Source organism: Mucilaginibacter panaciglaebae (assembly GCF_039539265.1).
Classification (GTDB): domain Bacteria; phylum Bacteroidota; class Bacteroidia; order Sphingobacteriales; family Sphingobacteriaceae; genus Mucilaginibacter; species Mucilaginibacter panaciglaebae.
The window spans coordinates 275,332-301,161 of the sequence record NZ_BAABCV010000002.1 but is presented as its reverse complement, the minus strand read 5'-3'; the positions used below and the strand labels follow the sequence as shown (position 1 = coordinate 301,161).

The following is a 25,830-nucleotide window of genomic DNA, read 5'->3' as shown; positions in this document are numbered from 1 at the left end:
TGTCATGCTTGTGTTTTTAAATCTTCAACATAAATAAAAAGGGCGTGCACCTAACCGGCGCCCACCCTTATTTGAAATTATTAACTATTAAGACTTATTCGCCGGGAGCATTATCTGGTGTCCCCATTACTTTATAAGCGGTTTTGCCGTCAGAGTCTTGAATTTTTTGATAGTAAAAATCATCAGGGGATACATAGTAAACTTGCCCGGCTATTTTTATTTTACGGCTGTCAGATGGCAAACTATAAAATATGTCGCCAATCTCGGGCATTGCTACAGCAGACTGACCGCCTGCGGGAGGGGCAACCTGGCCGCCACCGTCTGAATAGCCCTGGTCATCCGGAGCATAACTACCCTGATCTGGCGAGCCTGTTTCCAGTTGGCCATCTTTACCTGCAACCTGATAAACTACAGTACCATCATCTTTGGTAACTGGCGTATAATAAACACCATTGGCTTCATAATATTGCTGGCCATTGATCACGATAGATTGCGCATTACCCGGCAAGCTGTTAACCGCCGCGCCGATAGGAGGCTCAACTACAGTGTACTGCCCGTTATCGTATTGATAGAAGTAACCACTGCTATAGTAAAACTGTAAATCATTCCACCAAAATGGATAATAACCATAAGGCAATACACCAAGGCTAAAACCTAATCGGGGATAGTACAGGCGGCCATAAAAGCCGCGGTTGTAGTAATAACCGTAATGAGATGCCCAGGGGCTGTAACGGTAGGCGTAAGAACGACCATAAGAGCGGCCATAACCACCCGGATAATAACGTCCGCCACGGTAATAACCGCCACGTATTGAACCGTAACCACCACGATAAGTTGAGCCTACACCACCCCTTCTGAAAGTTGGACTGGTTACTCTGGCATGTTCACTACCACGATACCCCGGGCTGCTGAAAGCATTGGTTCTTGGAGATGAAAAACTATTAGTTCTTGGTGAGCTGAAACTATTATTGCTTCTCGGAGAAGAGAAAGTGCCTTGAGGACGACTAAAACCACTCCGCGGAGAAGAGAAACTGCCAGACGAACGGCCGCCCGAAAAGCCACCGCCGCCGCGCGAAAAGCCACCGCCACTGCTATGTGAACCGCCACCACCACCATGAAATCCACCTCCGTCACCAGCGTGACCGCCCCCGCGTTGTGCGTCAGCAGGGATGGCTAAAAACAAGCATAGCAATCCGCTTAAGCCTGTTAATGTTAAATATTTCGATATCCTTTTCATAATTTGTTTATCCAGCTTACTGTCGCTGTCATTCATATAGACTAAAAAAATGCCACAGGTTTAACCCGGCTAAAATATATATTCAAAAAGCAGTCCAACTTTACCATTGGTTGACAATAAAGTGGTGAGTAGTAAATGGTGGAGAATGAGTAGAGACCCAATACATCGCCTCTCCATACGCAACAAATTGGGTTTCATTTAATATCGCTATCGAAAATTTGCAGCTTCGGATAGCAATGCAATCCATTCCACTCTCACCTTCCCGCTCACCGTTCCCACTCACCTGAAAAATCGTACATTGCTCATCAAACTTATCATCAATGAAAATGCTCTTTACTTTTCTAACTTTATTCCTTTTTCACGCTGGTATTTGTAAGTCGCCGAATGTTGACGTAATCGGTCTTAAATGCGAATATCTATCAAACCCAACTGCCGTTGAAAGCCAGCATCCGGCGTTAAGCTGGCAATTGGCGTCTGCTAACCACGGTAAAGGCCAAAGTGCATATCACCTAATAGTAGCCAGCAGCACCGCCTTGTTAGCGCAAAATAAAGGCGACTACTGGGACAGTAAGATCGTTCATTCATCTAATTCTACGCAGATCATTTATCAGGGGAAACCCCTGACATCTCGGAAAAAGCTGTACTGGAAAGTGATGGTTTGGGACGAAAAGAATCAGCCTTCAAACTGGAGCAGTAGCGCCCTGTGGTCGATGGGGTTATTACAAGCGTCAGACTGGAAGGCGGGATGGATAGGCTCCCTGGCCGATCCTTATCCAGACTCGGCGGTAACTTATCCGGCGCCATTTTTTCGTAAAAATTTTGCCATCAAAAAAAAGTTAAAGCGCGCTACAGTTTATGTATGCGGCTTAGGTTTTTATGAACTATCTATAAACGGCAAAAAAATTGGCGACCAGGTATTGGCGCCTGCAGTCACTAATTATGACAGGCGTCCGCTTAAAAAATTGCTTTACCCTTATGACGATCAATCTACGCAAAGGGTACTGTATAATACTTTCGATGTCACGGGCAATATACTCCAAAAACAGAACGCCATCGGCATATTGTTGGGTAATGGCTGGTATAATCAACGTGACAGAACCGTCGAAGGCACTATGTGGTATGATGTACCCAAGTTGATCTTCCAGTTAGAACTGCAATATGCGGACGGAACAACCGAAATGATCTGTTCGGATAAATCATGGAAAACAACTACCGGGCCTTTGCTTAAAGACGGTATTTTTACCGGAGAGAAATACGATGCCCGGTTGGAATTAGGCGACTGGAACAAGCCCGGTTACCATGATAGTCAATGGAAACCTGCAATCATGATGAAACCGCCTGCCGGTGCCTTGCACCCGCAACTGGCGCCATTTGATAAAGTTGTGCGTAGCCTGAAACCTGCTTTTGACGGCAAACTGAATGATTCTGTATACGTGTATCATTTGGATGAAACCGTTGCCGGTTGGGCTGCTATTAAAGTTAATGGTGCAGGGGGCAGTAGGGTTAAGATCAGGTATATAAGCGAAGAAGGAGAGGATTACGGGCAACAAGATAGCTATGTTTTAAAAGGTGGCCCTACAGAAACATGGGAACCCCGGTTTACCTGGCATGCTTTTCGCAAAATAGAGGTTACGTCTGGCCAGGTGCCATTCGATGCCGAAAGTATCACAATAAAAGATGTGCATACAAATGTACAACCCAACGGAAGTTTTGAATGCTCAAACCCCTTGTTTAATAAAATATATGCAGCCTATTTAAAGACGCAAAAAGCTAATCTGCATGGCAGCCTGAGCAGCGACTGCCCGCACCGCGAGAGGCTGGGTTATACCGGCGACGGCCAGGTGGCTATGGAGAGCGCTGTGCTGACATTCAACATGCCGCAATTTTATCGCAAATGGTTTAATGATATGGACGATGCCCGTAATAAAAAGACGGGTTTTGTTACCCATACGGCGCCATTTGGCGGCGGTGGGGGCGGGCCGGCCTGGGGATCGGCTTATGTGATCATGCCCTGGTTATACTTTAATTACTATGGCGATACTCAGTTGCTCAAACAACATTATGATGGCATGAAACAGTGGGTAGAGTATCTGCAAACCCGCACCGACGAAAACGGTTTAATAAGCCACGAAGAGCCTAAAGGATGGTGCCTGGGCGACTGGTGTACGCCTGACAGGATACAATTGCCCGAGCCGTTGGTAAATACGGCTTATTTTTATCATGTGGCTGATTTAATGAGCAAGGTAGCACAGGTGTTGGGTAAGCCCGAAGACGTGGCAAAATTTGAAACCATTGCGCAGCAAATCAAAACTAATTTTAATAAAGCCTGGTACAATCCCTCAACCCAAACCTATTGGCAGGGCAGGCAGGGCGCTGATGTTTTGACATTAGCTTTTGGTTTGGTACCGAAGGAAAATTATGACGCTGTTTTTAATTCTTTGCTTAATCATCTGCAAAAACTCAATTATCATTTTGATACCGGGATATTGGGTACGCCGCTGCTGCTAAAAGTGCTTTCTGAAAATAACCGCGACGATATTGCCTATAAGCTCATGGATCAAAAAACTGCGCCCGGATTTGGATACCTGTTGAATGATAAAAACAGCACGTTGTGGGAGTCGTGGAATGGAAGCGGTTCGCATACCCACCCCATGTTTGGAAGCGTGGTAGAATGGTTTTATTCGGCTATAGGCGGTATTAAACCTGACGAATCGCATCCCGGTTTGCAACATTTCATCATTGCGCCCAAACCTGAAGGCGGGTTAACGTACTGCAAATCGGCTTATAATAGCTTATACGGTCAAATACGCTCGGAGTGGAAAAAGAATAAAAACGGCAATCTGGAGGTGCTGATCGAAATTCCGGCAAATGCTACGGCAACCTTCGTTTTGCCCGATCATAAAACCAAACTCGCCGATGTTTCCGGCAAAAGCGTCCTCACAAAAAAATGGAATGATAAGTATGCCGTGGAACTTGGATCAGGAGTATATAGGTTTGAAATGTGAGGGGTAGGGCGAAATTTGTAATGGTAAAATTATATAAGGATTTAATTATATTTGATTAAACCCCTGCATCATGATCAAGACCCTCTTCACCTTTTTATTGAGCGCAATATTTATTGGCGCTCATGCGCAGGATGCCACCAAAGCTAATCAAGGCTATGATGCCGCCCTGGCCAAAAAACTGGGTGCCGACGAATACGGCATGCACAAATATATTATGGCTTTTTTAAAAACCGGCCCGGTCAACATAACAGACAACGCGCAACTGGCATTTATACAAAAAGGTCACCTGAAAAACATTATGAGGTTGGCTGACGAAGGTAAACTGGTAGTTGCCGGGCCATTTATGGACGACCAGCCGATAGAAGGTATCTTTATTTTCAACGTGGCTACCATTGAAGAAGCCAGGGCACTGACCGAAACCGACCCGGCCATAAAAGCCGGCGTGCTGGCTATGGAACTACGTCCGTTTTATTGCTCGGCTGCATTACAGGAAGTTGCGGGTATTCATAAAAAGATCGCTAAGAAAAGCCCGGCAGAATAGGTAGTTGGTAGTAGATGGCCCATATCTATAATCCTATTTTGCCTGAAGTTCATACAAGCGGAGGACTGAAAATAAATTAGCGATGAAATTAAAAATAATTAAAACATCTCTTGCCCAGGTTCAGCCGTTTCGCGATCTGTTTCTGGCTGAAAGCCGTTTTCAGTTTGTGTATAATAAATGCCATGGTGCCGGTTGGGCAGACACGTATCTTTTTACTATTGACGAAACGCCAATTGGTTATGGTTCGGTTTGGGGTAAAAATAACCGTGCAGACAGGGATGCAATCTTTGAATATTATCTCTTAAAGCCGTTCCGGAAATTTACTGATAAGGTATTTCCTGAATTTCAGCAGGTTTCGGGAGCTCCGTTTATTGAATGTCAAAGCAATGATACACAGCTTGCCGGTATCTTGTTTGAATATACCAAGAACATTTATGCCGAAGCAATTTTGTTTGAAGCGGATTTTGAAACTAATTTTGAAATTCAAGGTACAATATTCAGAAGAGATGAATCAAAAGAAGGCGAAGACCGATATGTTATTGAGCATAACGGTGAAGTTGTTGCCGATGGTGGTTATGTGTGGAACTACAATTTTCCGTACATAGATATGTATTATGAAGTAAAGGAAAATAAAAGGCAACAAGGCTTTGGCAGCCTCATTACCCAGGAACTGAAAAAGGAAGCTTACCGCCTAAACCGTGTTCCGGCCGCACGATGCAATATTAACAACAAAGCTTCGAAGGCTACCTTATTAAAAGCCGGTATGCGGATATGCGGTCATATATTGATTGGCGAATTTAAATAGCGATAGCGTTTGTAAACTACAGCATAAAGCTAATTCCGGGGTTGCGAACGCCAGTCGCGTGTACTTTATCGCTGGCCATTGTTGGCGTTGCTACCACAGGTGTCAGAAGATGCACATTGAACCATGATCAATTTAGAAGTAGTGGATTATTACCGGCGCTTTTGGTGCTTGAAAGCCGATGGGGAAATCATTGTTACGCATTCCAGCTTGCTTCAGCCTGTGATTTGTGATAGTAAACCTGCGATGCTCAAAATTGCCTGCGCAACAGAGGAACAACGTGGTAACCGGTTGATGGCCTTTTGGCGGGGTCATGGCGCAGCACCTGTTTTACGCAGCCACGATAATGCAATCGTCATGGAAAGGGCGCTGTCCGAGCCTTCGCTCATTAAAATGTCCCAAACCGGGCAGGATGAGAAAGCTACAACGATTCTTTGCCAGGCGATTAACAATCTTCATAACTTCCCGAAAGTAATTTCTTTTGACGCGGTGCCCCTGCAAGTTTGGTTCAGGCAGCTCGCCGTTGCCGCTTCACTGGCGGGTGGCACTTTTCAGGCTTGTTATGCCATCAGCCAACAACTTTTGGATGAAACTGGCGGGCAAACTTTGCTGCATGGTGATATCCATCACGGAAATGTCTTGTATTTCGATAACCATGGGTGGTTAGCTATCGATCCAAAAGGCTTAATTGGTGACCGTTATTTTGAGTATGCTAACCTGTTTTACAATCCATGGGATATTTTGATTGAGCAAGAAAGATTTGAGCGCCGCCTGGAAACGGTATGTGCAGTAACAGGGCTTCAGCGTGGCAAGCTCCTGCGGTGGATTGCGGCATGGGGCGGCCTTTCAGCCGCCTGGGCACTTCAGGACAATATCTCTGCAGATCGTACGCTGGCAATAGCGGCAATGGCAATACAACGCTGCTAACTGGTATCTAAAAAAAGGTGTTTCACTTAGGGTGTTACTGACAAAATCTGCAGCCTCTCAAAATGGCTTACGGGTTAATTAATAAAGGCATCAATTTTGCACCATGATACACTATGGGAACAGTTAAACTAAATAACGGAGTGGAAATGCCGATCCTTGGGTTCGGTGTTTTCCAGGTGACAGACCTGGCCGAATGTGAAAGAAGCGTTATTGATGCTATTGAAACAGGCTACCGGCTTATCGACACGGCAGAATCGTATATGAATGAAGAAGCTGTGGGCCGGGCTATCAAAGCCAGCGGCGTTGCAAGGGAAGAATTATTCATCACTACCAAATTATTTATTAAATCCAATGGCTATGACGAGGCTAAAAGGGCATTTGAAAAATCATTAAAAAAACTGCAATTGGATTATCTGGATTTATATCTTATCCATCAACCCTATGGAGATGTGTACGGCGAATGGCGTGCTTTGGAAGAACTATATAAAGAGGGCAAGATAAGAGCTATTGGTGTCAGCAACTTTTATCCTGACAGGCTTATGGATCTTATTATTCATAATGAAATTGTTCCGGCTGTTAACCAGGTTGAAACTCATCCCTTCCATCAGCAACATGAGGCGCATCAATTCATGACCGAGAACAATGTTCAGATTGAATCATGGGGACCTTTTGCCGAAGGAAAGAACAATATCTTTCATAATGAACTGTTAAAATCTATCGGTGAAAAATATAACAAATCAATTGCCCAGGTCATTCTTCGCTGGCTTACACAAAGAAACATAGTAGCAATTCCAAAATCGGTCCGCAAGGAAAGAATGGCAGAGAACCTTAATAGTCTCGATTTTCAATTGACTGCTCAAGAAATGGAAATAATAAAAACGCTGGACAGCAATACCAGGGCCTTCTTTGATCATCGCGACCCCAAAATGGTAAAATGGCTTGGTGAGCGAAAACTGAATAATTGATAATAAGGTGTTCCATCTTATTTGGTCAAAAAGTCAAAAAAAACATAAATTGCTGTAATACAAATGGTTATTTAGGTTGCAATCTTTTTACTGTTCCAAAGTGTTTCACTCTGTTTTGTTAAATTACTCATTTTTAGTAGTTTATAACAAAATAGTGTTTCAGGTGTTTCACTTTTTAAGTGGAACACTTTCACAATAAAAAAGCCTTCGGTTAAGTCCCAAAGGCTTTCTCAAAAGTGCTCCCGACGAGATTCGAACTCATATCGATGGTACCGGAAACCATAATTCTATCCATTGAACTACGGGAGCAGTATTGTGTCGGCAAATATATAAAATTGCTTTGACCACAGCGGTTAATTGCCTGTTAAATGTAAACATCTGTCAAACAACTTATCGTCATACAGGTTTTTAGTACTTTTGCCGCCATATTCAAAATAGTTTAAAATGTTTTGGCAGGCTGATCGTCTGCCATTTGTATAATGAGAAAAAGAGTTCTGTACATATTGATACTTTGGCTGTTTGCCGATGTTTATTTCTTTACAGCAGTCAGCACGCTGACCGCTAATCCCGCCTGGCATTGGGCCTATTGGTTGGTTGATATATTGATAGTGGCCGGCGTTGTCTTTACCATATTTGGCCGTAAAAGAGGCGCGGCTCCAAGGGCTATGTCCTGGGTGATGGCACTGATGCTGTTATCGGCTGTACCTAAGATATTGGGTACGCCTGTTTTGTTGATTGAGGATGTGGTCCGTGCCTTCAGCGGTTTTCCGCCGCGCAGCATTTGGGTGAGCGAGCTGGCTTTAATAGTGGCGGTTATCCCGTTCTTAGGATTGTTATTCGGATTAACCCGTGGGCGACACCACTATACCGTACACAGGCATACGCTGTATTTCCCCGACTTGCCTGAGGCATTTGATGGCTTTACGCTGACCCAACTTTCAGACATTCACGCTGGTAGTTTTACAAGCGAGAAGGGCGTTAACAAAGGTATCGATCTGGTAAATGCCCAGCACAGCGATGTTATCCTGTTCACCGGCGACCTGGTTAATAACAAAGCGTCAGAAATGCATCCATGGATTTCTGCCTTCTCGCGTTTACAGGCTCGGCTGGGCAAGTATTCGGTACTGGGTAACCATGACTATGGCGACTATACCCAATGGGATAACAAAGCTCTGAAAGCCGCCAACCTCATTAGCCTTAAAAATGTACATAAGCAGATTGGTTTCCGTTTATTACTGGACGAAGCAGTGACTATCACTAAAGAGGGGCAGACTATCACTCTTATCGGTGTAGAGAATTGGGGCAAAGGTGGTTTTCACAAATATGGCGACCTGGAAAAGGCCGCAGCCAATGTCCCTGACGACCAGTTTAAAATCCTCATGTCGCACGACCCATCGCACTGGGAAGCCAAGACGCTGAACCACTTAAAACATATCCATCTGACGTTGTCCGGGCACACTCACGGTGCACAGTTCGGCATTGAACTCTTTGGCTTTAAATGGAGCCCTATAAAATACGTTTACAAGCAATGGGCAGGCTTGTATAAGCAAAAAGACAGATACCTCTATGTTAACCGAGGTTTCGGTTTCCTGGGCCTGAAAGGCAGGGTAGGCATATGGCCGGAGATTACGGTGCTGACGCTTCGCAAGAGCCAGGAACCAAGAAATAAGAGCTAATACTAAGTACAGGTTTAAACTAATCGGGTTTAAACAACAAGAGCCAGGAACCAAGATAGTTTTATTATCTGGGCTCCTGGCTCTTGATTCTTTGATCTAAAGCGTAGCAACCTACACGTTAAACCTGAAATGCATAATATCCCCATCTTCCACCACATAACTCTTACCTTCGACACCTAATTTGCCGGCTTCCTTAATGGCGGCTTCAGAGCCGTTGTATTTTACAAAATCATCATACTTAATAACCTCGGCGCGGATAAATCCTTTCTCAAAATCGGTGTGGATAACGCCCGCTGCCTGCGGTGCGGTAAAGCCCTGGGTTATAGTCCATGCACGAACTTCCTGTACACCGGCTGTAAAGTAAGTAGCCAGGTTAAGCAGCTTGTAGGCGGCTTTGATCAGCTTGTTAACGCCCGACTCTGTCAGTCCCATATCGTTCAAAAACATTTCGCGTTCCTCGAACGATTCCAGTTCGGCAATCTCCGCTTCAATTTGTGCCGATATGACCAGCACACCGGCGTTCTCACCCTTTACCGCTTCTTTTACCTTTTCAACATAAGCGTTCCCGGTATTTACTGAACCTTCGTCTACATTACAAACATAAAGCACCGGTTTGGCAGTAAGCAGGAAAAGGTCGGCTATATATTCCTGGTCTTCTTCGGCAATAGGGGCGGTGCGGGCAGATTTACCCGTTAGCAAATGCTCTTTAACCACCGTCAATACTTCGAAAGTTTTCTTAGCTTCTTTGTCGCCGCCGGTTTTGGCCATTTTTTCAACCTTCTGTATCTTTTTGTCGATACTTTCCAGGTCTTTCAGTTGCAGCTCGGTATCGATAATCTCTTTATCGCGCAGCGGATCGACGCTGCCGTCAACGTGAATAACATTGTCATTGTCAAAACACCGTAAAACGTGCAAAATGGCATTAGTAGCGCGTATATTCCCCAAAAACTGGTTACCCAAACCTTCGCCTTTGCTGGCACCTTTTACCAGGCCGGCAATATCAACAATTTCAATAGTATTAGGCACGATGGATTTCGGATTAACAATCTCTACCAGTTTGGTTAGCCGCTCGTCTGGTACGGTTATTACACCTACATTTGGCTCAATAGTGCAAAACGGAAAGTTAGCCGCCTGCGCCTTAGCGTTTGATAAGCAATTAAAAAGAGTTGATTTCCCGACATTAGGCAAACCTACTATACCACATTGTAAAGCCATATAAGCCCCCTCTAAGTTTCCCCCAACCGGGCGAGACTTAATTATTTTATTTTAAAGTGAAACTAATAAACATTATTAAAGCCCTCCGTACCGGCGAGGGTTGGGAGGGCTGCAAAGATAACAGAAAATACTGCCTTATAATTTGAAAAAATAAACGACTTTTGCAGCAAGAAAACAGAGACGGTAAACCCATGTAAAAACATACGCCTATGATGGAAGAAATGGTTGAACAAATTGAGTTGTTGCTGGAGCAAAATAACGAGCAACAACTTGGCGAATACCTAAACAACCTTAATATATCAGACGTTGAAGAACTGATAGATGAACTTCCGCAATATGGCCCCCGTTTTATAGAGACGTTGTCGCTTAACCGCGCGGTAAATGTGTTCAGGATCCTTGATTTTCCTACCCAGGAGCGCATCATCAAAAAACTTTCAGGGAAAAAGACGGTCGAAATTATAACTGAGCTGCCACCCGATGACCGTACTGCGTTTTTTGGCGAGCTGCATGGCGATGCGGTAAAAGCGCTCATTGTTCACCTGTCGCCGGCCGACCGTAAAGAAGCTTTGTCCTTGTTGGGTTATGAGGAAGACAGCGTTGGCCGTTTGATGACGCCCGATTATATCGCTGTCAAAAAAAGCTGGGATGTTAACCGGGTATTGGCACATATTCGGCAATATGGCAAGAACTCGGAGACCATTGATGTTATTTATGTTTTAGGCGACAGAGGGGTTTTGTTGGATGATATCCGTATTCGTGAGATTTTATTGGTTGACCCTGATACCAAGATCAGTCAGTTAATGGATGGCAGGCTGATATCTCTGAAAGCTACCGACCCGCAAGAGGAAGCTATTAATATATTCAGGATGAATAACCGTACGGCGCTGCCGGTCACTGATGACCAGAATGTGCTTTTAGGCATTGTTACGGTAGACGACATTCTTTGGATAGCTAATGAAGAGTATACTGAGGACATTCAGAAAATTGGCGGTACTGAAGCTTTGGACGAGCCGTATCTGGATATCAACCTGTTTACTTTAGTTAAAAAGCGTGTGGGCTGGCTTATTGTGCTGTTTTTAGGCGAGATGTTGACCGCAACCGCAATGGGTTATTTCCAGGTCGAAATTGAAAAGGCCGTGGTACTGGCCTTGTTTATTCCACTCATTATATCCAGTGGAGGTAACAGCGGGTCGCAAGCTTCGACTTTAATTATACAGGCCATGGCCCTTGGCGAAATCACTGTGGCCGACTGGTGGCGGGTTATGCGCCGCGAAATCATATCTGGATTGATGCTGGGCGTTGCCCTGGGTACTATAGGCTTTTTACGGATAGCGCTATGGAGCGAGTTTAGCAATATTTATGGTCCGCATTGGTTGTTAGTAGCATTTACAGTCGGCGTATCGTTGGTTGGGGTAGTGCTATGGGGATCATTAGCCGGGTCAATGCTTCCATTATTATTAAAGAGGCTGGGTGCCGACCCGGCAACCTCGTCTGCACCATTTGTTGCTACCCTGGTTGATGTTACCGGTCTGATCATTTATTTCAGCATCGCAGTAATTATTATGAGCAATCTTTTGGTTAAATAAATTATTGTTTAGATTTAAGGAACTAAATCAATTATCTAGAACTTAAATCTTAAACAATGGAAGAGACTTTTACCAACCAACCAAACACTCCTGCACAACCGCAGGGAATCGTTTTATTACAGGATGCACAATCATACCTGGTTATTGCCGGCAAATGGGCCAGGTTTTTGGGCATACTCGGCTTTATTGGTACCGGGCTTGTAGTTTTATGTGCTTTATTTATTGGCACAATCATGTCAGCTTTAACAGGCTTCTCACCGGCCGGCAGGATGGCCATGGCTCCTGGAGGATTTCTGACATTCTTTTATATTCTGATAGCCATATTTTATTTTTTCGTGTCGCTTTACACTTATCAGTTTGGTGCCAGGGTGAGGGAAGGTGTTGCTTTTGGCAGCTCTGCCGTAGTTACTGACGGTTTAAATAAGCTGAAATCGGTTTTTAAGCTTGTTGGCATCGCCACCATCGTCATTATGATCCTATATGTATTCATTCTTATCGGTGTCATCATTTTCACATCGCACATGTCACATATGGCCACAGGCTATTAATATTAAAACAATTGAAGCAAAAAAAGCCCTGCCGGGTAGGCGGGGCTTTGCTTTAGGTTTATAATAAAGGTTTAATTGGTGCTTATTATAAATTCTCGAAAGAGAAATCATCATCGGCAGTAGCTCTGGCAGTTTCGGGCGAATCACTGTACTCATAACGTTTTTCAACAACTTCCTGATGCTCTTTGATGTAGTCGATAGTTCCGTTCAGGCCTTCGATAAATTTTTCAAAATCTTCTTTGTACAAAAATATTTTGTGTTTGATAAAAACGCCGTCCTCTAATCTTTTCTTGCTTTCAGTAATAGTTACATAATAGTCGTTTGACCGTGTAGCTTTTACATCAAAAAAATAAGTCCTTTTTCCCGCTCTGACTTTCTTTGAAAAAACCTCTTCGCGCTCTCTGTTGTCAAAATCTCCCATGCTTAGTATTGTTGTAGTTTAGTTTTGTTAGGCATAAATATAAATAATTTTTTAAACCACAAGTATTAAAACAAATATTATTAGCTTTTTTTATTGAATTAAGTATAAAGTGTTAATATTTTTTAGTTGCCCGATAATTCTTCTTCTTCAAGTAATTGTTTTTCATACAGTTCAAAATATGTTCCCTGTTGTTGCATGAGTTGTTGATGATTGCCTTGCTCAATAATTTCGCCGTTATCCAGTACCAAAATTTTATCGGCGTTTTTTATGGTTGATATACGGTGAGCGATAATGATATTTGTTTTCCCCTGCATGATACGTCCCAGATTATGCAATATCTCTTCCTCAGTGCGTGTATCAACAGCCGACAGGCAGTCGTCAAAAATCAATATCTGCGGATGTTTAACTATGGCCCGCGCAATAGATACACGCTGCTTTTGTCCGCCGGATAAGGTGATACCGCGTTCGCCAATCAACGTTTCAAAGCCTTTTTCCAACTCGATGATATTGCTATATACAGCCGCATCTCTGGCGGCCTGTTCAACCTTTGGCATATCCAGCGCATCAGCACTGAAAGCTATGTTATTGGCAATTGTGTCTGAGAACAAGAAAACCTCTTGCGGCACAAAACCAATTTGTGAGCGATAGCTTTCCAGGTTAAGCCGTTTTATCGGCTGCTGGTCTATCAATATCTCGCCGCCGGTGGTATCATACATCCGCAGTAATAAATTAGCTATGGTTGACTTACCCGAGCCGGTACGGCCAATAATAGCTACCATCTCGCCCGGGTTAGCCGTAAAGGTCACATTTTTTAAAGCCTGAATGCCGGTATCCGGGTAAACAAAAGACACATTATTAAATTCAATTAACCCATTGATGGTACGGGCAGGTACGTCTGGCGAAACGATATCGGGCTTTTCATGCAGAAACTCATTGATACGTTTTTGCGAAGCGGCCGCGCGTTGTATCAATGAAGTAACCCAACCCAAAGCCATAACCGGGAAAGTAAGCTGGTTTAAATAAACCAAAAACTCGGCAATGTTACCGGGCGTAATATTTCCCTTCATTACCTCAACGCCGCCAATATAAATGGTGATCACATTACTAAATCCTACCAAAAACAGCATCAACGGGTAGAAGGCAGCCTGCACCTTAACCAGCGCCATGGAATGGGTTTTGTAATCATCGCTTTCGATGGCAAATTTCTCACGTACATGGTTTTCGCGCACGTACGATTTCATAATGCGGATGCCCGAAAAATTCTCCTGTACAAAACTCGAAAGGGCAGACAGGCGCTCCTGTATCTTTTCGCTCCGAAAATTGATAACATTGTTGACGTAATAAATAATTACCGCCAGTATGGGCATGGGCAATACTGAAAATATAGCCAGCCTTACATTAACGGTAAGCATGGCGTAAATCACCAGTATAAATAGCACCACGGTATTGATGGTATACATAATACCCGGACCTAAGTACATGCGTACACGGCTTACATCCTCAGTAACACGGTTCATTAAATCGCCGGTGTTGTGGCGCCGGTAAAAGGCCAGCGACAGGTCTTGATAGTGGTTGTAGATCTCGTTCTTTAAATCGTACTCAATATGCCGCGACATCAGGATAATAGTTTGCCGCATAAAAAATAAAAACAAACCCCTGATAAGTGATAGCACTAATACGACAATACCAAACAGCAATAAACTTGCACCAAAGATATCATACACCATACTCTGCCGGCTAAATCCCGCGAAAAGGTGGTAAACGCCAATGTTCTCCGTTACCAGGTCTAACGCTACTCGGATAACCTGGGCGGGCAGCACACTGAAGATGTTAGATATGATAACAAACAGCACCCCGGGTAACAGCCGCCAGCGGTATTTAACAAAAAACTTATTTAGATAAGCAAGATCTTTCATGAATAAAACCCGTTGCGCGAACGCCCGGTAAGCAAAAATACTTTTTTTGATTTACAGGTCATGATGAATATAAAAAATATGACCATTTAAATCGCTAATGGCAAATTGCTTCATATTCCAGGGTTTGTTTTCAATGTCGTCGATTATTTGTGCGCCCCTGCCCTTAAATTCGGCGTAGCTTAGGTCGATATCGTCGGCAAACATCCAATGTATATTTGGGATGATGGGTTCATCTGCACGGGCAAAGAAAATACTTATTCCTTCTCGCGCTACTGCCCCGATAGACCTATCGGGGTAAATCCACGAAATATCGAAACCTAAAACGTCTTTATAATATAGTTGAGCCATTTCCACGTCTGCCACAGGCAATTGTGGTACAGGTTGTGCTAATTTTGTCTTTTTCATAGTCTTGAAATAAAGCAGGAGGTTAATCATTAACGTTTTAGACTGAAAAACGCGAGGTCTTCGTCACCTCGACGTAAATTACCGTCGCGTACAAGTCCTGCCTTTGCCAAAACCCGTTGCGAGGCATGGTTTTCAAAAGTAGTAACTGCTACGATTTCTGAAACTTTAGTATCACTGAATCCACGTTCAATTATTGCGACTGCCATTTCGGTACCGAAACCCTGGCCCCAATATCTTTGCTCCATGCTGTAGCCAAGTTCCATTATGTCCTGCTTTTCATTAAATGGCCGCAGCAGGCAGCTGCCAATGAAGTCGCCGGTACCGGCATCAAACATACCCCATATGCCGCGGGTCTTGGTGTCATTATATTGGTTTCGGGCGATATTAAATATCGTAGTACGTTCGTCACGTGTACGTTTCGGGATATGAAGTGTTACCCTTTCGTCTTTGAAATGATTGAGATACACGTCCAATTCGTCAGGCTGGAATTCGCGGATGATCATCCGCGGGGTTTGGGTGATGATGCTCATAATTCAAAACTAAGTAAATATCGAATAATCATTCTGAATATTGAAGTTATTGTTCATCGTTATTGGCATCCAAAATTCTATATTCGATATTTTCGTGCCCGCCCTTTGTTGCATAAAAAAAATAGCTACTTTTGTTTCGCCTTTATATACATAATGCCAGTCGCAAACTCCACCGATTCTATATTTACTCAGCTTGCAGATTGCGGGCATAAAAAAGTTGTTTACTGTAGCGATCCTGATACAGGATTAAAAGCTATTATAGCCATTCATAATACCGTATTAGGCCCGGCACTGGGTGGGGTACGTATGTGGACTTATAAAACTGAAGGGGAAGCTTTGGCCGATGTATTGCGCTTATCAAGAAGCATGACCTACAAAGCCGCTATATCGGGCCTTAATCTGGGCGGCGGCAGCGCGGTGATTATCGGCGACTCGCGCAAAGAAAAGACCGAGGCGCTGATGCGCAAATTTGGTCGTTTTGTAAAAAATCTGAATGGCGAGTTTATTGCCGGCGAGGACGTAGGCACAAATCCCCGCGATATGGAACATATCCGCATGGAAACCGCGCATGTGGCCGGTTTGCCCGAGACCATCGGCGGCAGCGGCGATCCCGCACCTATTGCAGCAATGGGCGTCTTTATGGGTATTAAAGCGTCGGTAAAAGAAGTTTTTGGTACAGATAGCCTGACAGGCAAGCGCGTTATTGTACAAGGCATAGGTCATGTTGGTGAGCATCTTGTAAAGCTGCTGCGCGATGAAAACGTTAAAGTTTACGTAAGTGACATTAACGAGGACCGTACCCGTCAGGTATCAAAAAAATATGGTGCCGAGGCAGTGGCTAATCACAGTATTTTTGATATCGATGCGGATATTTATTCGCCTTGCGCTTTAGGCGGAACTATTAATACTCAAACCATTAATAAACTAAAGTGCGGTATTATTGCCGGGTCAGCTAACAACCAGTTAGAGGATGAAGACATGCACGGACAATTATTACTTGATAAAGGTATTATATTTGCCCCCGATTACGTTATCAACGCCGGAGGAGTGATTAATTGTTATTCTGAGTTAATGGGCTTTGCTAAAAAACGGTCATTGCAGTTAACCGAAAATATTTATGAGGCAACACGCAACGTTTTAAAGCTTTCAAAAGCCGAAAACATTTCCACCATTGTTGCGGCAAACAAAATTGTTGAGAAACGTATTACCGACATTAACAAAGTAAAATCCGGCTATTAAAAAAATAAATAAAAATAAACATCAACCACACAGGATTTAAAAGTCCTAAATCGTTCTTACAACATGTTAAACAGAAGGCACCTACGGGTAAAAGTACTACAATCATTATACGCATACCACCAAACACATGCGTCTAATATCAAGCAACAGGAAAAAAACTTACTGCAAAGCATAGATGAGGTATACGAAATGTATATCTGGATGCTATCGCTGATATCTGAAGTTGTTGCTTATGCCGAAATTGACGCTACTGAGCGCGCACATAAACATTTACCAACAAAAGAGGATCTGAACGCAAATCAGAAAATATTAACCAACCGGTTTACGCTTTCTTTAAGCCAAAATAAAGAGTTTTTAGCCGGTGTGAAAAAATATAAAATAGAATGGTCGTTTGAGCCCGAGCTGGTTAAAACATTATTTACCGTTCTGAAAAGCTCGCCGGAGTATACTGAGTATCTTGAAAAAACCGGCGATACCATTCAAACTGATAAAGATATTATCAAATTCATCTTTAAAAAGGTGATCCTTAAATCAACCCTGGCCGACCAGGTGTTTGAAGAAAAATTTATATTCTGGTCGGTAGATAAAGATGTATTGCAAGCGCTAATAGCTAAAACGTTCAAGAACTTTCAGTTTGATGAGTCGGAAAAAAATAAACTGGCCGAGGTAACCGGAAATTGGGAGGAAGACAGAGAATTTATAATCAAGTTGCTCGAAACTTCTATCCGTTACGATAAAGACTACCAGCAGCTCATTACCGCAAAAACCCAGAACTGGGAGCCTGAGCGTATCGCCATGATGGATACTTTGCTTATGAAGATGGCCATTGCCGAGTTTATCAATTTTAACTCGATACCGGTGAAGGTTACTATTAATGAGTACCTGGAAATATCCAAAGAGTATAGCACACCAAAAAGTAATTCGTTTATAAACGGTATATTGGACAAAATTTTATTTGAGCTTAAAGCCGAAAAGAAAATTAACAAAGTAGGCAGAGGATTAATAGAATAATACCACAACATATGAAAAAACTGCTTTTAGCAACATTAATGGCAGGCACCTTAATGGCCTGCAATCAGAAAAAGAAAGCCGATATTAATTACACCACTGATGGTTCAGACATTAAATATGAATCGCCTACTTATGATTTTGGTAAGATAAAGCAGGGCGAATCCGTTAGTCATAGCTTTAAATTTACTAATACGGGTAAATCGCCTTTAATTATTGTATCGGCGGTGGCTTCGTGTGGTTGTACTACACCCAACTGGCCAAAAAGCCCGGTTATGCCAGGCGATACCGGTTCTATTTCTGTTACTTTTAACAGCGTGGGTAAATCTGGTTTACAGGATAAATTGATTACAGTTACCGCCAACTCACAGCCTGCACAAAGTATTGTGCATTTACTTGGCGAAGTACTTACACCTAATAAATAAAAAATGACAGCAACTATTTTAGCACAAGCCGCAGGCGGTTTTGATCCGAGGCAATTAATCGTTTTTGGATTAATCATCGTGGTGTTTTATTTCTTCATGATCCGTCCGCAGGTAAAAAAACAAAAAGACCAAAAGGCCTTTGCCAGCAACCTGAAAAAAGGGGATAAAGTAATAACCACTTCAGGTATGCACGGTAAGGTTTTAGAAGTGGCAGATACCACTATTTTGATTGAGACAGAAGGTGGCCACAAGGTTCGTTTCAATAAAAACGCGATCTCGTTAGAGGACACGAAAGCGATAAACGCGCCTGTTTCATCTAAGTAATATAAGATACTTTTAAGCAAAGGCGAAAGGTAAGAGGTAAGGTTTTATGCCCATGCCTTTTGCCTTTCGCCTTTTAGCTTTTACCTTTACGACAAATGGCAATATTAAAGTTATCGGCAGCAGAACGCAGGCGCATATCGGCATTTATAACATGCCTGGTGCTGGCTTTGGCTGCCTGGATAATTACTATATTGTCAAATACATACAATTACAACGTAAAAGAGATCATCACCTTTAAAAATGCACCGCTGAGACGGGCATTTCACTCGTTGCAGTCTGACACCGTTAATGTTACCGTAAAAGGCACCGGCTGGCAAATGTTATTTTCAAAAATGAAGGAGGCAAACCGCAGTCTCCGGGTTGACCTTGGTGCGCTGGATAATCAGGATTTTGTGATTTTAAGCAGACAGCTATATGCCATCAATGCCGAAAAGGTTATTAGCAACCAGATTATAGCAATAAATCCGGACACCCTGTATTTTGACTTTACTAATCGTAGTGTTAAGCGCGTGCCTGTACAATTGGTTAAGTCTATCAAATACATGCAGCAATTTGCACAGTCTGCAAACGCTGTCATTAAGCCGGCTTACGTTACCATCAGCGGGCCCAGTAACCTGATCGATAAGATCAATGTTTGGCGTACGGATTCTTTGGTGCTTAAAAATATTAATGAGAAAGTTACCGTTCAGCTTAATCTGCAAGCGCCGCCCGAGGGTAATATCAGTATATACCCAAAAACGGTACAAGTAACCATACCTGTTGATGAGTTTACCGAAAAAACACTTGAGCTACCGGTTAAGCTGGTAGGCAATGTTGAATATTTTAATGTGAAACTGTTTCCGCAAAAAGTAAAAGTTACCTTTACAACCTCATTAAATAGCTATGAGGATATTAATGAAGAGTTATTTGAGATGCAGGCTGATCTGAATTTATGGCGTAATTATGGCTTCAATATGCTGCCCGTAAGGGTGATACGCATGCCTGCTTTCTGTAAGCTGGTAAGCGTTGAGCCGGGAAATATTGATTTTATAGTTAAAAAGTAATGCTTAAAATAGGTATAACCGGTAACATAGGTAGTGGCAAAACTACAGTAAGCAAGCTGTTTGAAGTTTTGGGCATCCCCGTTTTTTATGCCGATACCGCTGCTAAAAACATGATGACCGGCGACCCGCAGTTGGTTGCTGATATCAGGAACGCTTTTGGAGACGCCGCATATTTTACAGATGGCGTCCTTAACCGTAAATACTTGGCCAATATTGTTTTTAATGACGATGCACAGCTGGCTAAGCTAAACGCGTTGACGCATCCTGCCGTTTTTCGCGCTTTTGACATCTGGGTTGCAGGTATTAAAGAAGCTCCTTATGTAATTAAAGAAGCCGCTTTGTTATTTGAAAGTGCATCCTATAAAATGTGCGATTATTCGCTGCTGGTTACAGCACCATTGAAGCTGCGTATAGAACGGGTAACACGGCGGGACGATATAAGCCCTGCCCAGGTTGAAGCACGCGAAGCCAAGCAGCTTACTCAAGAAAAAAAACGCGAACTGGCCGATTATATCATCGAAAACGACGAAACACAATTGCTTATACCGCAGGTTTTAAAGCTGCATGAAACATTTTTACAATTAGCAACACCTTAAATCCCCCGGCATATTATTTCAAGCGATAGCGAGGAATCTTATACAATTGGTCGCATGTATAAATTTATTCCGTTGGTCGATGACAAAGCTCTTTATAATGAACATTCTCGACGATTTCATCACCATAGCCTCTAACGGCATTTATTGTAAATACGGGGATTTTTATCTTGATCCGCAGCAGCCGGTAAACAACGCAGTCATATCACATGCTCATGCCGACCATGCGGTAAGCGGTAATAAAGAGGTTTATTGTACACAGCCGACTAAAGAGTTCATGTACCTGCGTTACCATCGCTCGGCTGCGCACGCTTTTAATATCATTGCTTATCATCAGCCATTTAATATTAAGGGTGTGACGCTGACCTTCATTCCCGCCGGCCATATGCTGGGTTCGGCTATGATATTGATGGAGTATGATGGAGCAAAATACCTGTATACGGGCGACTATAAAATTCAGCCCGATGCCACCTGCGAACCTATCGAGTGGGTAAAGGCTGATGTGCTGATCACTGAAAGTACTTTTGCTGATCCCGGCGTCATTCACCCAGACGCGGTTTCTGAAATAAAGAAGCTGAATGATATTAAAAGTAATATCCTTTTAGGAGCCTACGGAATGGGCAAGAGCCAACGGCTTATTCAATTGATAAACGAGCACGCTCCGCAAAAAAAAGTGTTAGTACATCATAAAATTATGCCTATAAATCAGATCTATGAACGACTGGGTTTTAAACTTGGCAACTATCAGCTTTATGGTCGTAAATTGATGAAAGAGCAAAATGGATTTGTTTATCTGGTGCCGCCGTTTACTTTTAACAGCTATATAAAAGCAGTAGGCGTTAAGCGACTGTTTGCGTCGGGATGGAATAGCTTGCAGGTTAACCAGCAGGACACGCTGTTTATATCGGACCATGTAGACTGGAACGACATTTTGAGTGCTGTAGAAAAGGTCAGTCCCAAACAAATTTGGACCTTACATGGCAACGGTAAATACCTGAAAGAACACTTTGGCTGCAATATTGTAGTTAAAATACTGAATTAGGAGAAGGTGAAAGAGGGAGAGGACTATTATATCAATGAAAACGGCCTTTGGGTTTTAACCGAAGCCTATCATTTAAAACGGGGCTTTTGTTGTGAGAGCGGCTGCAAGCATTGCCCCTGGAAATATGGTAAAAATCAGGACGATGCTAATTCAGAGAAAAATTAGGATATTTGTACCTGAAATAATTTGTTTATGCGGATAGACGATGAAATACACTCGAAGTTTGAAGATAACTATCAAAAGGCGGTTATTAATATCTCGTATACCGAAGGTTGGTTAAGAAATACCTTTAACTGTCATTTCGAGCGTCATAACCTAACGCAGCAACAATTTAATATTCTGCGCATCTTACGCGGTCAATACCCTAAACCGGCCACTGTTAACCTGCTGAAAGAGCGCATGATTGACAAGATGAGTGATGCCTCGCGGATTGTAGACCGACTCGTGCAAAAGGAGATGATAACCCGTTGCACCAATAACAAAGACCGCCGCGCCGTGGATATCCGCATCAGCGAAAAGGGGCTTGAGGTGCTTGAGACCATGGACAAGGAATTCAAAACCAAAGACTTTGTCAAAAATAATCTCACAGCCGAAGAGGCCGGTTTATTGAGCGATTTACTGGATAAGCTAAGGGGATAGGTTATCTATTTTCTGTTGAATAATATGTCTATCTGCCATCGATCTGGCAAGTGATAAGGCTCGCCTAAAATTCAGCATAGCCTGTGCGTCATCAGTTCCGGTATACAAGTATCCTAATAAAGTGAAATAAAACTGATTGTCAGTAAGGTCCAACTTATTAACCTCGGCTATTGCCGCCCTATTCCCGGCAACTTTAGACAAAACATAAACCCGGTTTAAAGCTACTATAGGCGAGCAGACTATTTGGAGCAATTGATCATACAGGCCTAACACTACTTGCCATTTCTCGGGCGTATCCAATTTTTGCGTTCGCCAATAAGCAATAGTGGCTTCTAAATGATAGCGTGACAGTTGATGGCCTCTGGCTGAGCAGTTTAGGAAATAAGCACCTTTACTGATCAGATCAGTATCCCAAAGCGACGTATCCTGATCATCGTATAAAATTAATTCGCCGTTTTTACTGATCCGCGCTTCAAATCGCGAAGCGTGAAAACACATGAGCGATAGTAAGGCCCGCACCTCAGGCTTGTCGGTTTGGGTGTTTTCAACCAGCATAGTACACAGTCTTATAGCCTCCAGGCACAGATCTTTGCGTAACGTGGTGTCGCTGCTCAATGAATAGTAGCCTTCGTTAAAAAGCAGATAAATAGTAGTTAGTACCTGCTCAAGACGATGGTCTATCTCCTTTTCAGCAGGCATTTCTATTTTGATCCTATCTTTACGGAGCTTTTCCTTAGCACGATACAAACGTTTATTGATGGTCTCTTTGTTAGTTAGGAAAGCATCAGCTATTTCATCAATGCCAAATCCGCACAGGATACGCAGAGCCAGGCTTACCTGCGCTTCTGCCGAGATAGCCGGATGGCAAATGGCAAACATCATCTGCAACTGGCTGTCATTGATATTTTGAGGGGACAGGTCGGGCTCGTAAGCGTAAAGTGTTGCCGCTGTTTCCCGGATTTCCGGGGCGATCTTGTTGTCAAACAGTTTACCGCGCTGCAATTGATTTTTAGCTTTGTTTTTGGCAACGCTATACAGCCACGCCGTAGGGTTGGGCGGCAGGCCACTAATAGCCCAGTTTTGAGCCGCTATCAGAAATGTTTCGCTGGCTACATCTTCGGCAAGTTCAATTTGGTCAAACCCAAAATAGCGACAGAGCACCGAAATTAGCTTCCGGTACTCTGTTCTGAATAAATGTGGAATAATTTGTTGATGCTCCATAAAGCACTGTCGCAAATTGCCGGATTTATTAATGCACCCCGTCGCCTTTGGCTAATAAACGCACCTCCACCGTATTGCCATCGCCACCTAAAATGGGGCTTCCCTTTGCAAATTCGGCGGCCTCATCGATAGAGTCGGCTTTGACAATTACGTAGCCACCCAACGTTTCTTTAATCTCTCCAAACGGGCCGTTGGTCACGACACCACCGTGATGAACTACTTTTGCATTATCAAACACCAAACCGTCGCCCTTGCCGTCGTATTTGCCTTTATCGGCAATGCTGTTCAGCCAATCCATTGTTGCCTGCATCCATTTTTGCATTTGTTCTGGCGATGCGATCTTGCTGCCGTCCTGATGTCTGAAAATTAACATGTACTCTTTCATTGTCTGATCTTTTAAAAGTTATAGGATAATTTCAATTATGTCTATATAACAAACACGATTTAAGATATAGGACATCATCGCCAAAAAAATCAGGTAAATTTAATTGCCACGAAACGCCGGATTGATCATTTTTTGCATGTGGTTAATCTTTTATTCTGATCATACAAAGCATTTCATTTTGAGTGATGTATTCCTCTACGCAATAACCTTCGGGATCAATATCTGGTTGGGCAATTAGCGTGTCAAACGTTTTTTGTATGGAAGGAATATCCTTCATATAGTCATGAATGGTAATAGCATGATAGTCGCCTTTTTTCAGAATAAGAGTTGGAAGACCTAATTTCTCTGCCTCACCTCTTTCCAGTTCTTCGGCCGCAGCTTTGTATTGAATCTCCCCATTCTCCAGTCGCGATATACCGAAATATCTCCTGTTGGCCGAATAGGTAAATAACGCATGCAGTTTTTGATGAGCTGCCAATACACCGTTGGGGAATGAGCTCGCTGCGATGTACATTACTGTAATGTCTTGATCAAATTTGATATTTTCCATAATTTAAATTTAATGGTAATCAAATTTAGGCGGCATACTTTACATTTAAAGGGTGAGCTAAGGACAATTTAGGGTGCCTATCGGGACAAATTAAAGCTGCCCGGTAAACCAGCGGTAAAATACTTCGAAGTCAATGCGCCATTGTTTCTCGTTAGCTTTGCCGCCTTTTACTACCATAGGTGCAGGTATGTTTTTGGAGCCGATTCTTTTTTGTAGCAGTAAAGTGCGCATCCGGTTTGCATACTCAGCTTCATTATTCTCGGCATCACCATAGGCGAAAAAGAATCTCGACTTTGAGTTGATGCCTTGTCGGGCTACATCATCATAAACCATGGGGGCATACCAAAAAGCAGGTGAGAATATCCCGGCAACCCCAAATATATCACTATACTTAGCCGCAATGTACATACTGATCAATCCGCCCATTGAGCTACCGACAATAGCCGTATGCTTAGCATCTTTTAGCGTGCGGAAGGTGGTGTCGATATAGGTCTTTACATCTTTGGCTACATAGGCAGCGTAAATAGCAGCATCACTGGTACCAATGTAGGGATTATACTCCTGCATGCGCACCGAATTAATGCCCGATTGGATGGCCACGATGATGCACTGTTTATTGGGCGGCATCATATTTACCAGTGAATCGGCATATAGACTTTCGTTATTGTAGGCACCTTCAATAAAAGTGGTCTGCCCGTCCTGTACATAAATAACCGGGAACTTTTTACGCGTATTCCAATAACTTGGCGGGAAATAAATGTGGAGCGTGCGCTGGCGTTTTAAACGTTTGATCTCCAGTTTGACAATATCATATCTCGGTGTATCGACAGCAGCGGCATACAAATGATCTGCCAGCGACATCACCAAAATCAATATGCCCAATAACCTATATTTCATGTCTGAAGTTGGGGTTTATTTTCCAGAATGCCCAGCCCAATAACAGGCCCGTTAAGGTGCCATAAATCGCTCCGCAGGTAATATCAATAGGGTAGTGCACACCTACATATACTTGCGCAATGCTAATGGCTGCTGCCCATAATAACCCGACAGCTAAAATCCATTTATATCGACGGTAAAATACCATACTCAGGAAAACCGCGACGGCAAAATGATCGCTGGCATGGGTAGAGGGGAAGCTATAGCCCGTACCGCAAGGCACGCGACTGACAATTGTGGCCGTCATTGCCGGATCATTACATGGCCGCACCCGTTTATAAGTTGATTTGATGACGGTTGCGCTGCCAAAATCGGCCACACCAAAGGTCAATGCCAAAAACACGATAATAATAGCGCCGCTTTTTTTATAGCGGCAAAGGCAAAAAACAAAAATAAAAATATACAGCGGTATCCACACCAGCCGGTTACGCAAAACCGGCATCAGCACATCAAAAAAAGCATTGCCCAGGTCATGGTTGATGAAATGAAATAGGTGCCTGTCCAGTTGCAGCAAGTAATCGGGCATGGGTGTTTGTGTTGAAGGTGGTAAAGATAGGAACAATCAGGGAAGATTTAATAAACCATTGCTACACATGCTCGAGTGTATAGAACGCATCGTGCCCGCTCATGGCTGTGGGAAGGCCTGGTACT

28 protein-coding genes and 1 tRNA gene are annotated in these 25,830 nt (G+C 43.2%); 17 read left to right on the top strand and 12 right to left on the bottom strand.

Annotation, left to right across the window (positions count from 1 at the left end; genetic code table 11):
• Positions 1-94 precede the first annotated feature (94 nt).
• Positions 95-1,237: a DUF6515 family protein gene (locus tag ABD772_RS03665; RefSeq protein WP_345101081.1), complete on the bottom strand. Its 1,143-nt coding sequence runs from the start codon at positions 1,235-1,237 to the stop codon at positions 95-97.
• A 320-nt stretch (positions 1,238-1,557) separates the two neighbouring features.
• Here ABD772_RS03665 and ABD772_RS03660 point away from each other — a divergent pair, with 320 nt between their 5' ends.
• The 5 genes from ABD772_RS03660 (at position 1,558) to ABD772_RS03640 (ending at position 7,477) form a co-directional block, all read left to right on the top strand.
• Positions 1,558-4,242 carry a family 78 glycoside hydrolase catalytic domain gene (locus tag ABD772_RS03660; RefSeq protein WP_345101080.1) on the top strand — a complete coding sequence of 895 codons (2,685 nt, stop codon included), beginning with the start codon at positions 1,558-1,560 and terminating at the stop codon, positions 4,240-4,242.
• 70 nt (positions 4,243-4,312) lie between these two features.
• On the top strand, positions 4,313-4,783 hold the full coding sequence (locus ABD772_RS03655) for a YciI family protein (protein ID WP_345101079.1): 471 nt from the start codon (positions 4,313-4,315) through the stop codon (positions 4,781-4,783).
• An 82-nt stretch (positions 4,784-4,865) separates the two neighbouring features.
• Positions 4,866-5,588: a GNAT family N-acetyltransferase gene (locus ABD772_RS03650; protein ID WP_345101078.1), complete on the top strand. Its 723-nt coding sequence runs from the start codon at positions 4,866-4,868 to the stop codon at positions 5,586-5,588.
• A 123-nt stretch (positions 5,589-5,711) separates the two neighbouring features.
• Entirely contained in the window at positions 5,712-6,512 is an 801-nt protein-coding gene (locus tag ABD772_RS03645; protein WP_345101077.1) for an aminoglycoside phosphotransferase family protein, read from the top strand.
• A 113-nt stretch (positions 6,513-6,625) separates the two neighbouring features.
• A complete protein-coding gene (locus ABD772_RS03640; protein WP_345101076.1) occupies positions 6,626-7,477 on the top strand; it encodes an aldo/keto reductase in 852 nt (283 codons plus the stop codon).
• A 237-nt stretch (positions 7,478-7,714) separates the two neighbouring features.
• Here the strand turns inward: ABD772_RS03640 and ABD772_RS03635 are convergent.
• Positions 7,715-7,786, bottom strand: a tRNA-Arg gene (locus ABD772_RS03635).
• Positions 7,787-7,956: 170 nt separating this feature from the next.
• Here ABD772_RS03635 and ABD772_RS03630 point away from each other — a divergent pair.
• Positions 7,957-9,153: a metallophosphoesterase gene (locus ABD772_RS03630; RefSeq protein WP_345101075.1), complete on the top strand. Its 1,197-nt coding sequence runs from the start codon at positions 7,957-7,959 to the stop codon at positions 9,151-9,153.
• Positions 9,154-9,264: 111 nt separating this feature from the next.
• On the opposite strand, the gene ychF is transcribed toward ABD772_RS03630, so the two are convergent.
• Complete coding sequence (gene ychF, locus ABD772_RS03625; RefSeq protein ID WP_345101074.1) at positions 9,265-10,368, bottom strand: redox-regulated ATPase YchF; 1,104 nt, start codon at positions 10,366-10,368, stop codon at positions 9,265-9,267.
• Positions 10,369-10,577: 209 nt separating this feature from the next.
• On the opposite strand from ychF, the gene mgtE reads away from it, so the two are divergent.
• Both mgtE and ABD772_RS03615 read left to right on the top strand, forming a co-directional pair.
• Positions 10,578-11,954, top strand: a complete 1,377-nt coding sequence (gene mgtE, locus ABD772_RS03620; protein ID WP_345101073.1) for a magnesium transporter — start codon at positions 10,578-10,580, stop codon at positions 11,952-11,954.
• Between the two features lie 56 nt (positions 11,955-12,010).
• Complete coding sequence (locus ABD772_RS03615; RefSeq protein ID WP_345101072.1) at positions 12,011-12,502, top strand: DUF5362 family protein; 492 nt, start codon at positions 12,011-12,013, stop codon at positions 12,500-12,502.
• A gap of 85 nt (positions 12,503-12,587) precedes the next feature.
• Here ABD772_RS03615 and ABD772_RS03610 read toward each other — a convergent pair whose 3' ends face one another.
• The 4 genes from ABD772_RS03610 to ABD772_RS03595 form a co-directional block, all read right to left on the bottom strand.
• Positions 12,588-12,923, bottom strand: a complete 336-nt coding sequence (locus ABD772_RS03610) for a DUF3276 family protein (RefSeq protein ID WP_345101071.1) — start codon at positions 12,921-12,923, stop codon at positions 12,588-12,590.
• Positions 12,924-13,045: 122 nt separating this feature from the next.
• Complete coding sequence (locus ABD772_RS03605; RefSeq protein WP_345101070.1) at positions 13,046-14,839, bottom strand: ABC transporter ATP-binding protein; 1,794 nt, start codon at positions 14,837-14,839, stop codon at positions 13,046-13,048.
• A gap of 51 nt (positions 14,840-14,890) precedes the next feature.
• Positions 14,891-15,244 carry a VOC family protein gene (locus ABD772_RS03600; protein WP_345101069.1) on the bottom strand — a complete coding sequence of 118 codons (354 nt, stop codon included), beginning with the start codon at positions 15,242-15,244 and terminating at the stop codon, positions 14,891-14,893.
• Positions 15,245-15,273: 29 nt separating this feature from the next.
• A complete protein-coding gene (locus ABD772_RS03595) occupies positions 15,274-15,774 on the bottom strand; it encodes a GNAT family N-acetyltransferase (protein WP_345101068.1) in 501 nt (166 codons plus the stop codon).
• A 153-nt stretch (positions 15,775-15,927) separates the two neighbouring features.
• On the opposite strand from ABD772_RS03595, the gene ABD772_RS03590 reads away from it, so the two are divergent.
• The 9 genes from ABD772_RS03590 to ABD772_RS03550 all read left to right on the top strand — a co-directional run bounded on the left by ABD772_RS03590 (position 15,928) and on the right by ABD772_RS03550 (position 22,087).
• Positions 15,928-17,013, top strand: coding sequence for a Glu/Leu/Phe/Val family dehydrogenase (locus tag ABD772_RS03590; protein ID WP_345101067.1), 1,086 nt, complete (start codon positions 15,928-15,930; stop codon positions 17,011-17,013).
• A gap of 63 nt (positions 17,014-17,076) precedes the next feature.
• On the top strand, positions 17,077-18,024 hold the full coding sequence (gene nusB / locus ABD772_RS03585) for a transcription antitermination factor NusB (protein ID WP_345101066.1): 948 nt from the start codon (positions 17,077-17,079) through the stop codon (positions 18,022-18,024).
• A gap of 11 nt (positions 18,025-18,035) precedes the next feature.
• On the top strand, positions 18,036-18,446 hold the full coding sequence (locus ABD772_RS03580) for a DUF1573 domain-containing protein (RefSeq protein ID WP_345101065.1): 411 nt from the start codon (positions 18,036-18,038) through the stop codon (positions 18,444-18,446).
• 3 nt (positions 18,447-18,449) lie between these two features.
• Positions 18,450-18,770, top strand: a complete 321-nt coding sequence (yajC, locus tag ABD772_RS03575) for a preprotein translocase subunit YajC (protein ID WP_345101064.1) — start codon at positions 18,450-18,452, stop codon at positions 18,768-18,770.
• A 95-nt stretch (positions 18,771-18,865) separates the two neighbouring features.
• Entirely contained in the window at positions 18,866-19,813 is a 948-nt protein-coding gene (locus tag ABD772_RS03570; protein WP_345101063.1) for a CdaR family protein, read from the top strand.
• Entirely contained in the window at positions 19,813-20,409 is a 597-nt protein-coding gene (gene coaE, locus ABD772_RS03565; RefSeq protein WP_345101062.1) for a dephospho-CoA kinase, read from the top strand. Before ABD772_RS03570 ends, coaE begins: the two co-directional genes overlap by 1 nt.
• A 97-nt stretch (positions 20,410-20,506) precedes the next feature.
• A complete protein-coding gene (locus ABD772_RS03560) occupies positions 20,507-21,448 on the top strand; it encodes an MBL fold metallo-hydrolase (protein WP_345101061.1) in 942 nt (313 codons plus the stop codon).
• Positions 21,449-21,454: 6 nt separating this feature from the next.
• The gene (locus ABD772_RS03555; protein ID WP_345101060.1) at positions 21,455-21,613 is read left to right on the top strand and encodes a C1orf53 family protein; all 159 of its coding nucleotides are present in this window, start codon (positions 21,455-21,457) and stop codon (positions 21,611-21,613) included.
• Between the two features lie 27 nt (positions 21,614-21,640).
• Positions 21,641-22,087 carry a MarR family winged helix-turn-helix transcriptional regulator gene (locus tag ABD772_RS03550; protein ID WP_345101059.1) on the top strand — a complete coding sequence of 149 codons (447 nt, stop codon included), beginning with the start codon at positions 21,641-21,643 and terminating at the stop codon, positions 22,085-22,087.
• On the opposite strand, the gene ABD772_RS03545 is transcribed toward ABD772_RS03550, so the two are convergent.
• From ABD772_RS03545 to ABD772_RS03525, 5 genes are all read right to left on the bottom strand, one after another.
• On the bottom strand, positions 22,076-23,308 hold the full coding sequence (locus tag ABD772_RS03545; RefSeq protein WP_345101058.1) for an RNA polymerase sigma factor: 1,233 nt from the start codon (positions 23,306-23,308) through the stop codon (positions 22,076-22,078). The genes ABD772_RS03550 and ABD772_RS03545 overlap by 12 nt on opposite strands.
• Positions 23,309-23,336: 28 nt before the next feature.
• Positions 23,337-23,693 (bottom strand): YciI family protein, encoded by a 357-nt coding sequence (locus tag ABD772_RS03540; RefSeq protein ID WP_345101057.1) that lies wholly within the window; start codon positions 23,691-23,693, stop codon positions 23,337-23,339.
• 142 nt (positions 23,694-23,835) lie between these two features.
• Positions 23,836-24,243 carry a transcriptional regulator gene (locus ABD772_RS03535; protein WP_345101056.1) on the bottom strand — a complete coding sequence of 136 codons (408 nt, stop codon included), beginning with the start codon at positions 24,241-24,243 and terminating at the stop codon, positions 23,836-23,838.
• 90 nt (positions 24,244-24,333) lie between these two features.
• Positions 24,334-25,140 (bottom strand): alpha/beta hydrolase, encoded by an 807-nt coding sequence (locus tag ABD772_RS03530; protein ID WP_345101055.1) that lies wholly within the window; start codon positions 25,138-25,140, stop codon positions 24,334-24,336.
• Positions 25,130-25,705, bottom strand: a complete 576-nt coding sequence (locus ABD772_RS03525; protein WP_345101054.1) for a phosphatase PAP2 family protein — start codon at positions 25,703-25,705, stop codon at positions 25,130-25,132. The genes ABD772_RS03530 and ABD772_RS03525 overlap by 11 nt, the downstream gene beginning before the upstream one ends.
• Positions 25,706-25,830 lie beyond the last annotated feature (125 nt).

Bases quoted from the DNA above. Each gene is read 5' to 3' on its own strand.
- ABD772_RS03665 (WP_345101081.1), bottom strand. From the start codon at position 1,237: ATGAAAAGGATATCGAAATATTTAACATTAACAGGCTTAAGCGGATTG.
- ABD772_RS03660 (WP_345101080.1), top strand. From the start codon at position 1,558: ATGAAAATGCTCTTTACTTTTCTAACTTTATTCCTTTTTCACGCTGGT.
- ABD772_RS03655 (WP_345101079.1), top strand. From the start codon at position 4,313: ATGATCAAGACCCTCTTCACCTTTTTATTGAGCGCAATATTTATTGGC.
- ABD772_RS03650 (WP_345101078.1), top strand. From the start codon at position 4,866: ATGAAATTAAAAATAATTAAAACATCTCTTGCCCAGGTTCAGCCGTTT.
- ABD772_RS03645 (WP_345101077.1), top strand. From the start codon at position 5,712: ATGATCAATTTAGAAGTAGTGGATTATTACCGGCGCTTTTGGTGCTTG.
- ABD772_RS03640 (WP_345101076.1), top strand. From the start codon at position 6,626: ATGGGAACAGTTAAACTAAATAACGGAGTGGAAATGCCGATCCTTGGG.
- ABD772_RS03630 (WP_345101075.1), top strand. From the start codon at position 7,957: ATGAGAAAAAGAGTTCTGTACATATTGATACTTTGGCTGTTTGCCGAT.
- ychF (WP_345101074.1), bottom strand. From the start codon at position 10,368: ATGGCTTTACAATGTGGTATAGTAGGTTTGCCTAATGTCGGGAAATCA.
- mgtE (WP_345101073.1), top strand. From the start codon at position 10,578: ATGATGGAAGAAATGGTTGAACAAATTGAGTTGTTGCTGGAGCAAAAT.
- ABD772_RS03615 (WP_345101072.1), top strand. From the start codon at position 12,011: ATGGAAGAGACTTTTACCAACCAACCAAACACTCCTGCACAACCGCAG.
- ABD772_RS03610 (WP_345101071.1), bottom strand. From the start codon at position 12,923: ATGGGAGATTTTGACAACAGAGAGCGCGAAGAGGTTTTTTCAAAGAAA.
- ABD772_RS03605 (WP_345101070.1), bottom strand. From the start codon at position 14,839: ATGAAAGATCTTGCTTATCTAAATAAGTTTTTTGTTAAATACCGCTGG.
- ABD772_RS03600 (WP_345101069.1), bottom strand. From the start codon at position 15,244: ATGAAAAAGACAAAATTAGCACAACCTGTACCACAATTGCCTGTGGCA.
- ABD772_RS03595 (WP_345101068.1), bottom strand. From the start codon at position 15,774: ATGAGCATCATCACCCAAACCCCGCGGATGATCATCCGCGAATTCCAG.
- ABD772_RS03590 (WP_345101067.1), top strand. From the start codon at position 15,928: ATGCCAGTCGCAAACTCCACCGATTCTATATTTACTCAGCTTGCAGAT.
- nusB (WP_345101066.1), top strand. From the start codon at position 17,077: ATGTTAAACAGAAGGCACCTACGGGTAAAAGTACTACAATCATTATAC.
- ABD772_RS03580 (WP_345101065.1), top strand. From the start codon at position 18,036: ATGAAAAAACTGCTTTTAGCAACATTAATGGCAGGCACCTTAATGGCC.
- yajC (WP_345101064.1), top strand. From the start codon at position 18,450: ATGACAGCAACTATTTTAGCACAAGCCGCAGGCGGTTTTGATCCGAGG.
- ABD772_RS03570 (WP_345101063.1), top strand. From the start codon at position 18,866: ATGGCAATATTAAAGTTATCGGCAGCAGAACGCAGGCGCATATCGGCA.
- coaE (WP_345101062.1), top strand. From the start codon at position 19,813: ATGCTTAAAATAGGTATAACCGGTAACATAGGTAGTGGCAAAACTACA.
- ABD772_RS03560 (WP_345101061.1), top strand. From the start codon at position 20,507: ATGAACATTCTCGACGATTTCATCACCATAGCCTCTAACGGCATTTAT.
- ABD772_RS03550 (WP_345101059.1), top strand. From the start codon at position 21,641: ATGCGGATAGACGATGAAATACACTCGAAGTTTGAAGATAACTATCAA.
- ABD772_RS03545 (WP_345101058.1), bottom strand. From the start codon at position 23,308: ATGGAGCATCAACAAATTATTCCACATTTATTCAGAACAGAGTACCGG.
- ABD772_RS03540 (WP_345101057.1), bottom strand. From the start codon at position 23,693: ATGAAAGAGTACATGTTAATTTTCAGACATCAGGACGGCAGCAAGATC.
- ABD772_RS03535 (WP_345101056.1), bottom strand. From the start codon at position 24,243: ATGGAAAATATCAAATTTGATCAAGACATTACAGTAATGTACATCGCA.
- ABD772_RS03530 (WP_345101055.1), bottom strand. From the start codon at position 25,140: ATGAAATATAGGTTATTGGGCATATTGATTTTGGTGATGTCGCTGGCA.
- ABD772_RS03525 (WP_345101054.1), bottom strand. From the start codon at position 25,705: ATGCCCGATTACTTGCTGCAACTGGACAGGCACCTATTTCATTTCATC.